We start from the raw sequence: 10,423 nt of genomic DNA on the forward strand, positions 1-10,423 counted from the left end.
CCGTCCCCGCCGGCCCGCCGCGGGCGGGCCAGCAGGGCCAGACCGCCCAGCAGGCCGCCCGCGCTCGCCCCCACCAGGGAGGTCAGCGCCGGCGAGGCGGACGTCGGCCCGCCCGGTTCCACCGCACGCGAGAACTGCACGAGACGCACCTGGGTGCTGCCCTTGGTCTTCTCCGCGTGCTGCGTCAGCGCGCGGGAGACCGCGTCGGCCATGTCGACGGCGAGATCGGGGCGCGAGGAGGTGGCCGAGACGGCGACCATCGGCGCGTCCGGCGACGTCGCCGTGCGCACGCTGTCCCGCAGGGTCCGTACCGGCACGCCCGCCCACACCTGCGCGTCCCCGAGCACCGCGAGCTGCGTGGCCACCCGCCCGTACGCCTGCGCGAAACCGCGGGCGGACTCCGGGGTGGACTTCGCGGTCGGTACGGCGACGACGTAGCTGGTGGCCGTGTACGTCGTCGGGGCGAGCAGGCCGTACGCGCCGCCGGACAGGCAGCCGGCGAGAGTGCCGGCCGCGATCACGGACCAGGCCGGCAGCCTCCCGGTACGGACCGGGAACGGACGGAGCCGGCGGATCGGAGTGTCGGTCATGAGGAACTCGCTCCCGGAGAAGAGGAAGAAGAGGAAGGGGACGAAGAAGAACGGGAGACGGCGGTCGCGTACACGTTCATGAGGCGGTCGGTACTGCGGGTGATGCCGTAGCGGCGCGCGGCCTCCGGGACGGTGCGGGGCCCGGGAACCGCCGCCCGGACCCCGGCGACCGCCCGCGCGTACGCCTCGGGGCCGCCCCGCACCCGCCGGGCGCCGGGCGCGGCCGACGGCGGCAGGTCCTCGATCGCCGGACAGGAGGCGTAGACCACGGGCAGGCCCGACGCCAGCGCCTCCACCACCGCCAGGCCGAAGGCCTCCTCCAGGGACGGGGACGCCAGCACGTCCATCGCCGAGGTGAGCGACGGCAGATCGGGGCCGGGCGAGCCGTCCGCGGCGTAGGGGCACTCGCCGGTGAACAGGACCCGGCCGGCCACCCCCGCCTCACGGGCCGTGCGGCGCAGGGCGTGCTCCTCGGGACCGCCGCCCACCAGCAGCAGCCGGTGGTCCTCCGGGAGCCGGGCGAGCGCCCGGACCAGGACGTCGAACCGCTTCCCGGGGACGAGCCGGCCGACAGCGCCCACCACGAAGGCGTCCTCCGGCAGCCCGAGGCGGCGGCGGGTGCGCGCCCGCCGCTCCGCGTCGAAACAGAAGCGCTCCAGGTCGATGCCGTTCGGGACGACCTCGATGCGGGGAGCGGGCACGCCCCAGCGCTTCAGGCGGTCGGCCACCGCCGGGGACACGGCGACCGTCGCCGAACCGAGCCGCTCGCTGGAGACGTACAGCGCGCGCACCCCCGCCGTCAGCGGGCGGCCCTCCATCTGCGAGTCGCCCAGGGAGTGCTCGGTGGCGACGACCGCGCGCACCCCGGCGAGGCGGGCGGCGAACCGGCCGTAGACGCAGGCCCGGTACAGGTGCGTGTGCACCAGGTCGTAGCCGCCCGAGCGGATCAGCCGGACCAGCCGCGGGAGCGCGGTCACGTCACGGTTGCCGCCCATGCCCAGATGCACGACGCGGACGCCGTCGGCGGTCAGGCCCTCGGCGACCGCGCCGGGGTTGGTGAGCGTCACGACGTCGCAGTCGACGGGCAGGTGACGCAGCAGCAGCCGCAGCTGCTGCTCGGCCCCGCCGACGCCGAGGCCGGTGATGATGTGCAGGACCCTCATCTCACCGGCCCCCCACCGGGCGCCGGCGCAGCCGGTGCAGCCGGTACTTCAGGCCCAGGCGCCACGCCGTGTCGTTCTGGCCGATGTGCACGCGCGGCAGGGCGTGCGGGCCGGTCAGCGGGCCGGGGTCGATGGCGCACGCGTAGGCGTAGCCTGCCTCCCGCACGGCCCGCACCGCGCGGGCGTCGACGGTGCCGTACGGGTAGCAGAAGCCGTCGATCCGGGCGCCGGTCAGCTCCGCGAGCCGCTCGCGGCTCCCGGCCACCTCGGCCCGCAGGACGGCGTCGTCCGCCCGGGTGAGGTCGACGTGGGTCAGCCCGTGCGAACCGATCTCCACGCCCTCGGCCGCCGCGTACCGGATGCCGGCCGCGGTCAGCAGCGGCTTGCGCGGGCCGAGCGGGTCCCAGGCGTTCTCGCCGCCGAGCCGCCCGGGCAGGACGAAGAGCGTGGCGCCGCAGTTCCAGCGGCGCAGCAGCGGCAGGGCCTCGGTGACGAAGTCGGCGTACCCGTCGTCGAACGTCAGCCCGACCAGGCGCCGTCCGCCGCCCCGGGCCCGGGCGGCGAGCAGGGCGGCCACGGACACGCCGCGCAGCCCCCGCCGGTGCAGCCAGGCCAGCTGCGCCTCCAGCCGCTCGGGCGTGACCGTGATGCGGTACGGGTCGTCCGAGCGGTCGCCCACCGAGTGGTACATCGCCACCCACGGGACGGGGCCCGGCGGCGCGGCGGGAAGCCCGCCGGCGCCGGAGGAACCGGCGAAGTCGACGGGATCGGCGGGATCGGCGGGGCCGACGGAGTCAACGGGAGCGGCCATGAGTGAGCCTTCGTGTGACGGTGCGCACGGAGCGCACTGCGGATGCGGAGCCCTGGACGCCCAGGGCCAGGGAGAGAGCGGCGAAGACGACGGCCACGCTCAGGACGCCGGCCGCGAGACCCGCCGCGGGGGACGCGAACCGGCCCGCGGCGAACGCCCCGGCGGCGGTGGCGGCGGCCGCGGCGAGCACCGGCCTGCCCAGCGCGGCCAGGACCGGCCGGACCCGCAGGGAGACGGCCCGGGGGCCGCCGCGCCGGGACGTGCGCAGACCGGTCAGCAGCAGGACGGCCGTGACGGTGATGCCGAACGCGTTGGCGGCGGCGATCCCCGCCACCCCCCACGGGCGCACGGCCACGGCGCCGATCACCGACGTGGCGGTGATGCCCGCGCACATCACCGCGAGGGGGTACCAGCTGGGCCGGCCCGCCGAGAAGTACGAGCGGACCAGCGCCCCCACCAGGGTCTGCCCCAGCAGCCCAAGGGCGTACACGCGCATGACGTCCGAGGTCGCCCCGGTGTCGTCCGCGGTGAACGCGCCGCGCTGGAAGAGCAGTTCGATCATCTGCGGGGCGCAGGCGATCACCGCGCCCATGCCCGTCAGCACCACGCAGGCGGACAGCACCAGGTCCCGCTCCACGCGGTCGCGCGCGCGTGCGGTGTCCCCGTCCGCCAGCGCCCGCGCCACCACGGGGAAGGTGACGGTGCACACCATCAGCGACAGCGTCATCGGGATCTGGGCGACCTTCTGCGCGTAGTTCAGGTGCGAGATGGCCCCGGAGGGAAGGGAGGAGGCGAGGAAGCGTTCGACCAGGACCTGCGACTGGCGGCACAGCGCGAAGAGGAGGACGGCGGCGATCAGGGCGAACCGCACCGGCCGCTCCGGCGCGTCACCCGCCGCCCCCTCGACGGCCGGGGTGCGGGACGCCAGCTGCCGCCACAGCGACGGCAGTTGCACCAGCACCATCAGACAGCCGCCCACCGCCACCCCGGCCGCCGCGGCGCGCACGCCCCACGCGCCGCCGAGCAGGAACATCACCGCGATGATGCCGGTGTTGTACGCGACGTAGATCGCCCCGGGCGCGGTGAAGCTGCGGTGCGCCCGCAGGGCGGCACTGCAGTAGCCGGCGAGCCCGAAGGCCAGCAGGCTGACCGCGGTGAGCCGGGTGCAGTCGACGGCCAGCCCCGGGTCGGGCAGGCCCGGCGCCAGGACCCGCACCAGGAACGGGGCCGCGGCGGCGGCCAGGGCGGCCGTCGCGGCGAGGGCGAGGCACAGCCGGGGCAGCGTGGCGGCGACCAGGGCGCGGACCGGGTCGCCCGGTCCGCCCCGGGCGCGCCGGGCCAGCGCCATGCTGAACGCCGGGATCAGCGCGATCGCCAGCCCGTCCTCGATCAGCAGCGTGGCGGCGATCTCCGGCACGGTCCACGCGACGAGGAAGGCGTCCGTGTCGCTGCCGGCACCGAACAGCCGCGCCAGCGACTGGTCGCGCACCAGGCCGAGCAGGGAACCGGCGATGGACAGCGCCGCCGTGACGAGCGCGGCACGGGCGAGGAACCTCCGGGAGGACGAGGCCGGCACCGGGGCCGGGCCGCCCCCGGGCCCGGGGGCGGCGGCGGCTCGCGCCGCGGGCACGGCCGCCGGCCCGCCGGTGTCCCCGTCGGTGCCGGGGGCGGGACTCTGCGAGGGCACCACCGTCATCGGGCCGCGGCCTCCTCGGCCCGCTCCGCCGCCGTGCTCCGCGGCACGGCGTCCCGGCACTCGCCGCCGGCCAGCGCCCACCACGCCGCGAGCCCCAGACTCAGGGCGACCAGCAGCGTCGAGGGGCCGCCGATGTCGCCGTACACGAAGTCGGTCAGCAGCCACAGCAGCAGCCCGCAGGCGACCAGACCGCAGTCGGGTGCCGGCTCCCGGCCGGGTTCCGGCCCGTCGCCGCACACGCCCGCGTCACCGCACCCGTGCCCGCCGCCGCACGCGCGTGCGTGACCGCGAAGGTGTCCGCGGCCGCGCAGGCGCAGCAGCCTCCGGCCCCCGACCACCAGCAGCGCCAGCCAGCCGCCGCCGAGGGCGACCAGCCCGATCAGGCCCTGCTCGCTCAGCACCAGCAGGTACATGCTGTGCGGCGAGAGCAGCTCCTGCCTGCGGTACTCCGTCCCCGCGCCCTCGACGTCGCTGCCCGAGGACAGCGCCAGGGTGGCGTGCCCGTCGCGGTGCTCGGGGAAGCCCTTCAGACCCACGCCCGTCAGCGGCTGCTCGCGCCACATGCCACCGGCGGACGCCCACAGCGCGTACCGGTCCACGACCGACTGGTCGGGGGCGTCGCCGACCCGCGCGATGCTGTCGATCCGCTCCTGCAGCTGGGCCGTGCCGACGCCGAACCCGCCGGCCAGGACCACGCCCGCGGCGGCCACGGCCAGGGCCACCTTCAGCGTGCGCCGCAGCCCGGTCAGGGCCAGCTGCACGGCGCACGTCAGGGCGGTCGCGATCCAGGCGCCCCGGCTGAAGGAGAGGGCGAGCGGCGGCAGCAGGAGCACGGCGCAGCCGGTGGCCGCCGCCCGCTGCCACACCGCCGCCCGGCCCAGCGCGATCCCGGCCGCGCACACCAGGCCGAGGGAGACCGCCGTCGCCATGCCCATCACGTCGTGGGCGCCGAAGGTGCCGACCGCCCGGACGTCCTCGCCCTGGTAGGAGGCGCCGGTCCCGGTGGCGTACTGGTGCACGCCGACGGCGCCCTGCCACAGCGCGAGTCCCACGAACGACCAGGCCAGCACCCGGAAGTCGGTGCGGTCGCGGACCAGGATCAGCACGGCCGCCGGGACGAGCACGAAGACCTGCAGGTAGCGGCCCAGGCCGGTGAGCCCGGCCTCCGGCGAGGACGCCCCCATCGCGGCGAGCGCGAGCCCCACGACCGGCAGGCCCAGCACCACGGCCGCGGCGGGCGGCAGCGGACGCCGCCGCTCGCGCAGCAGGCGGACCGCGCAGTACACCACCACCAGCGCGGAGACCACGTCCGCGGGCCCCGCTCCGCCGTGCGTCACCGGCAGGGCCAGCAGGGCGGGCAGCGCCACCAGGGGCAGCACCGGCACCAGCCCGGCGGCCCGGCGGGCGAACGGGAGCGGGAGCGGTGCGGGAGCGAGGCTCACGTCGGTCAGCTCCCCGTCGGACGGACCAGCGTGACCGCGGTGCGCAGCAGGATGCGGACGTCCTGCCACAGCGACCAGTCGTCGATGTAGGCGTTGTCGAACCGGCAGCGGTCCTCGATCGAGGTGTCGCCGCGCAGGCCGTGGACCTGGGCGAGACCGGTGATGCCGGCCCGCATCCGGTGCCGGGCCGCGTAACCGGGATGGGTCCGGCTGAACTGGGAGACGAAGTAGGGGCGTTCGGGCCGCGGCCCGACCAGGCTCATGTCGCCGCGGAGCACGTTCCACAGCTGGAGCAGTTCGTCGAGCGAGGTGCGCCGCAGCATGCGGCAGAAGCGGCGCATCTCGTGCTCGTCGGCCACGCTCCACCGGGTCGCCGACTCGTGCGCGTCGGCCGGCCGGTGCGTACGGAACTTCAGCAGCGTGAACGGCTCGCCGCCCCTGCCGATGCGCTCCTGCCGGAACACCACGCCCGGCCCGTCGCTGATCCGCAGCGCCAGCGCGCACAGCAGCAGCAGCGGACCGGTCAGCAGCAGCAGCGTCCCCGACACCAGGACGTCGAGCGCGCGCTTGCCCGCACTGCCGCGGCGCGCCGGCGACAGGTCCAGGCGGCGGCACGGGAAACCGGCCAGCCGTTCCTCCGCCGGGTACGGCAGGGCGTCGGCGTCGATCTCCCGGACCACGCAGCCCGCCTCGGCCAGCGCGTGCAGCAGCGGGCCCTGTCCGGCGCGTACCGAGGGGTGGACGGCCAGCACGGCCCGCACCCCGTTCTGGATGACCGCCCGCTCGACCTCCTCACCGGTGCGCAGCACCGGCAGGCCCCCGGCGCCGTCCGGCTGCCCGGCGACGATCCCCACCGGCCGCACCCCGCACCCCGGGTGCCGCAGCAGGGCGGCGGCCACGCGCTGCGCGGTCGCCGCCGGGCCGACGACGAGCGCCGCGTGCGGGCGGCGCCGCAGCACGGCGCGCCGCCGCCCGTGCACGGCCGCGCGCAGCGCGCCGCCGGCCGCCGACTGCAGGGCCAGACCGGTCAGCACGGCGCCGGCGGACAGCGCGTGCTCCGGCCGGTACGCCGCCCAGAGCGCCGCGGACGCCAGCCAGGCCACCGCGACCCGGCCGCACACGGTGGGCAGGTCCTCCAGCGGCCCCGCTCCCGGCGGCCCCGCCGCCGGCGACCGGTCGCCGCGCGGGCGCAGCAGCAGCGACGCGCCGATCAGCAGGGCGGCGAGCGGGGCGTACCCCTGGGTGCCGGACAGCGTCAGCGTGCCCAGCAGGGCCGCGGCGGCGTCCGCGAGGAACAGCGGTACGGGCGAGTCCGGCCGTGCCGCAGGAAGGGGGCCGGGCAGCCGCGGACCGACGGCGGTGTCGCGCGGCGGCATGACGGAGACGGGTGAGGATCCGTGGTCCCGCGGCGGTACGCCGGGGGAGGTCACGGTGGGTTCGGCGGTCACGAGCGGATGGTCTCCCTGTACTTGGTGGGCTCGACGCGCTGCGTGGTCCGGTTCGCCGCTTCGGTGCGGCGGCCCGCGTCGGGCGGCTGCCCCCGCCCGGTGCCGCGGGCCCCGCCACGCTCGACGGCCCGGGACGGACGCCCCCTCCCCCCGGAGGGCCGGGCGCCGAGCAGATCGCGGTAGACGCCCGCGATCTGCTCGGCGGTGTGCCGTACGTCGTGGACGGACAGCACGTGCCGACGGCCCACGTCGCCGAGCGACTCGCGCAGCGGCGGGTCGAGCAGCAGCCCGGACAGGGCCCCGGCCAGGGCCTTTGGATCCTCCGGCGGTACCAGGCAGTGGGGGGCGAGGGCCGGCGGCAGGCTCTCGCGGGCGCCGTCGACGTCCGTCACCACCACGGGACGGCCGCAGGCCATCGCCTCCAGCGGGGCGAGGGCCATGCCCTCCCAGCGGGACGGCAGGACGACGAGGTCGGCGGCCCGGTACCAGGGCGAGGCGTCGGTGACGGCTCCCGCGAACAGCACGGACCCGGGGGCCCGCGCGCGCAGCAGGCCGTCGTCCGGTCCGTCGCCCACCAGGACGAGGCGTGCGGCGGGCACCCGCCGCACGACGGTGTCCCACGCCCGCAGCAGGACGTCCTGCCCCTTCTGCCGGCAGAGCCGCCCCACGCAGACCACGAGCGGTGTCGCGGGGCGGAGGGCGGAGAGCGGGGCGAGCCCGGCCCGCACGGTGTCGGCGTGGGCCGGGCGGAAGCGCTCGGGGTCGATGCCGTTGGGGACGACGGCCCACCGTCCGGTGATCCCGGCGCGCACACCGGTCGCCCGTTCCGCCTCGCTCACGCACACCACCCGCGTGGCCCAGCGCGCCCCCCACCGTTCCCACCCGAGCGCGAGCGCCGCGGTGACCCCGCCCACCGCCTCGAACGACCAGGCGTGCGGCTGGAAGACGGTCGGGATCCGGCCGCGCACCGCGAGCCGTCCGGCGAGCCCGGCCTTCGCGCTGTGCGCGTGCACCAGGTCGGGGCGCACCTCGTCGATCACCCGCGCCAGGTGCCGCACCTCCCGCACGAGCGACGGGCCGGGCGACCGCGTGGACCGCCAGTCGCGCACCTGCGCGCCGAGCGCCCGCAGGTGGAGGGCGAACGCGCTGTCGGGGCAGACCGCGGTGACGTCCAGGCCCTCCGCCACCTGCGCGCGGACCAGGTCCGTCACCACGCGCGCGACCCCGCCGTCCACCGGCTGGGTGAGGTGCAGCACCCGCGGCCGGCGGTCGCCGGTCGGCGGGTCCGGGCGTGCGGGTCCCTCACCCGCGGCGGCGTCCGGGACGGGTGCCGGCGTGCTCATCGCCGGGCGTCGACGGCGGCGAAGAGCACGCCGGCCCAGGCCGCGTCCCGCTGGGACGAGAGCCGCAGGCTCATCCGGTCGCCGGCGCGCAGCACACCGCGTCCGAGGGTGAACACGTCGGAGTCGTAGCCGAGCGTGTTGGCGTACGCCGGCACCCGCGCCGGAACGGCCCCGGCGGGCCCGCTGACGGTGGAGTTCAGGACGTCGCCGGCGGGGTTGGCGGAGTCGGTGAGCGTCGCGGTGGAGGCGGGCGTGCCGGTGGTCACGGTGAGCGAGTCGCCCGTGGTGCCGCGATCGCCGTTGTACGCCACCAGTCCCACCTGGCCCCCCGCGCCCTCCGGGAGGTCCGGGCCGGTGAGCCCGACCTCGGGTCCGGTGCGGGAGCGCAGCGGCGCGAAGCCGTCCCAGAGCGAGAGGTGCCGCAGCGGCTCCGCCGGGTTCTCGTACGCCACCACTAGGGTCCAGCCGCCCCACGCGCCGGCCGCCGAACGGCCGGCGGCCACGTTGACCTGCGCCACGGTGTACAGGCCCGCCCCGCTGTCCCGCACCAGCCGGGTCACGTCCGCCGAGGCCTGGAAGGCGTCGGCGCCGTCCGCCACGTCGTGTCCCACGACGGTGTCCGCGAGGAGCTCCTTGTACTCCCCGCCGGGTTCGGCGATCAGGACCCGCCCGTTGTCCTCCGCGGGCTTCTGCTCGCCCACGCGCAGGTTGCCGCCCCAGTACAGGCGCGCGTACGTCACCCGCGAGCCGGAGGGCAGACGGACCTCCGCGCGGGAGGAGTTGTAGGTGTTCGCGTCGCGGTCGACGTCGACGTAGAACATGTCGAAGTCGCCGTTCACCGCCCGCGCGCCCGCCTGCGCGTCGGCGCACGAGGACGACCCGGCCGTGCGGCAGGTGGCGGAGGAGTTGGCCGCGCGCACGATGCCCCCGTGCTGGAGCGCGTGATACCGCTGGCCGAACGCGAGACCGCTCGCCTCCGGCGCGGGCGGCGCGGCCGGAGCGGCGGCCGGAGCGCCGCAGGGCGCCCACATCGCGACGAGGGCGAGGACGCCCACGGTGACGGGACGGAGCAACTGACCCAGGGAATGGCGCATGACCGTCGGAGCCTTTCGGAACGGGTGGCAGGGGCCGGATGGGTGAAGACGACGTCCGCGGCCGCCGGTGCCTCGCCCGAGGACGGCGACGACGAGCGGGACCGCCGGGACGGAGCAGGCAGCACGAGGAGTGCGATGCGTCCGCTCCTGGGGTGCGTCGGCGCAACTCTAGCCACCGGCCGGACAAATTTGCCGAAACTCAATCAACGCCGACAAGTGTGTTGGAAACGTGAAACCGATCCGCGTGAAGCGACACCCGGGTGGTGCAGTCCCGTCGCCCTGTCGGCCCGATCAGGGCCGTACGGGTGAAAAGGGGACGCCGAAGGCGTGCCGCGCCGCTCGCGCGGCACGGCAACCCCGGCGCCCGCGGTCACCGTTCCGCCGCCGCCGATGACGCCACCGCTCTTCTGATCTCATATGACGACTCGTCAATCCGTGGTTCCCCGGTTTCCGCACGGGCCGAGGATCGTTGAGCACGGCGACACAAAGCCCCCTCCGGCGACCCGCGTTGCCGAAGAAAGGAACACGATGAAGTCCCTGAAGGCTGCCGCCGTCATTGCCGGGTCCCTGATCGCCGCCGGTATGGCCGCGCCCGCGTACGCGCAGGAGGTCGACCTGGCGTCCACCGGCCTCGACACCGGTCTGAACACGCGCACCGCGGTCCCCTTCGAGCTCATGTCGCCGCAGGAGGAGTCGAGCGCCGACGAGTCCCGGACGACGGTGTTCGGCACCGCGGAGGAGGCGGCGGACGTGGTCGACCAGGCCAAGCCGGTGCGCGGCGATCTGGGGCTGCACGCCTGAGACGCGCCGTACGAGGTCGGCCCCCCGGTCCGGAC

9 protein-coding genes are annotated in these 10,423 nt (G+C 76.6%); 1 reads left to right on the forward strand and 8 read right to left on the reverse strand.

All coding sequences use genetic code 11. From position 1 onward, the window contains the following. The 8 genes from AOK18_RS03450 to AOK18_RS03485 form a co-directional block, all read right to left on the reverse strand. Window positions 1-590: YveK family protein (locus tag AOK18_RS03450; RefSeq protein ID WP_055693288.1), on the reverse strand; the 590-nt coding region annotated here is incomplete at its 3' end. Then, window positions 587-1,753: a glycosyltransferase gene (locus AOK18_RS03455; protein WP_055693289.1), complete on the reverse strand. Its 1,167-nt coding sequence runs from the start codon at window positions 1,751-1,753 to the stop codon at window positions 587-589. The genes AOK18_RS03450 and AOK18_RS03455, both read right to left, overlap by 4 nt. A 1-nt stretch (window position 1,754) precedes the next feature. Then, entirely contained in the window at window positions 1,755-2,564 is an 810-nt protein-coding gene (locus AOK18_RS03460; RefSeq protein WP_420865572.1) for a polysaccharide deacetylase family protein, read from the reverse strand. Then, entirely contained in the window at window positions 2,548-4,260 is a 1,713-nt protein-coding gene (gene murJ, locus AOK18_RS03465) for a murein biosynthesis integral membrane protein MurJ (protein ID WP_055693295.1), read from the reverse strand. Before murJ ends, AOK18_RS03460 begins: the two co-directional genes overlap by 17 nt. Beyond that, window positions 4,257-5,702: an O-antigen ligase family protein gene (locus tag AOK18_RS03470; protein ID WP_055693290.1), complete on the reverse strand. Its 1,446-nt coding sequence runs from the start codon at window positions 5,700-5,702 to the stop codon at window positions 4,257-4,259. Before AOK18_RS03470 ends, murJ begins: the two co-directional genes overlap by 4 nt. A gap of 5 nt (window positions 5,703-5,707) precedes the next feature. Continuing rightward, a complete protein-coding gene (locus tag AOK18_RS03475; RefSeq protein ID WP_055693291.1) occupies window positions 5,708-7,150 on the reverse strand; it encodes an exopolysaccharide biosynthesis polyprenyl glycosylphosphotransferase in 1,443 nt (480 codons plus the stop codon). Beyond that, on the reverse strand, window positions 7,147-8,493 hold the full coding sequence (locus AOK18_RS03480) for a glycosyltransferase (protein ID WP_079104828.1): 1,347 nt from the start codon (window positions 8,491-8,493) through the stop codon (window positions 7,147-7,149). The genes AOK18_RS03475 and AOK18_RS03480 overlap by 4 nt, the downstream gene beginning before the upstream one ends. Next, a complete protein-coding gene (locus AOK18_RS03485; protein WP_055693292.1) occupies window positions 8,490-9,587 on the reverse strand; it encodes a hypothetical protein in 1,098 nt (365 codons plus the stop codon). The genes AOK18_RS03480 and AOK18_RS03485 overlap by 4 nt, the downstream gene beginning before the upstream one ends. Window positions 9,588-10,115: 528 nt before the next feature. Between AOK18_RS03485 and AOK18_RS03490 the strand changes: the two genes are divergently transcribed. After that, window positions 10,116-10,388 (forward strand): hypothetical protein, encoded by a 273-nt coding sequence (locus AOK18_RS03490; protein ID WP_055693293.1) that lies wholly within the window; start codon window positions 10,116-10,118, stop codon window positions 10,386-10,388. Window positions 10,389-10,423 lie beyond the last annotated feature (35 nt).

Source organism: Streptomyces prasinopilosus, from assembly GCF_001419695.1.
Taxonomy (GTDB): Bacteria; Actinomycetota; Actinomycetes; order Streptomycetales; family Streptomycetaceae; genus Streptomyces; species Streptomyces prasinopilosus.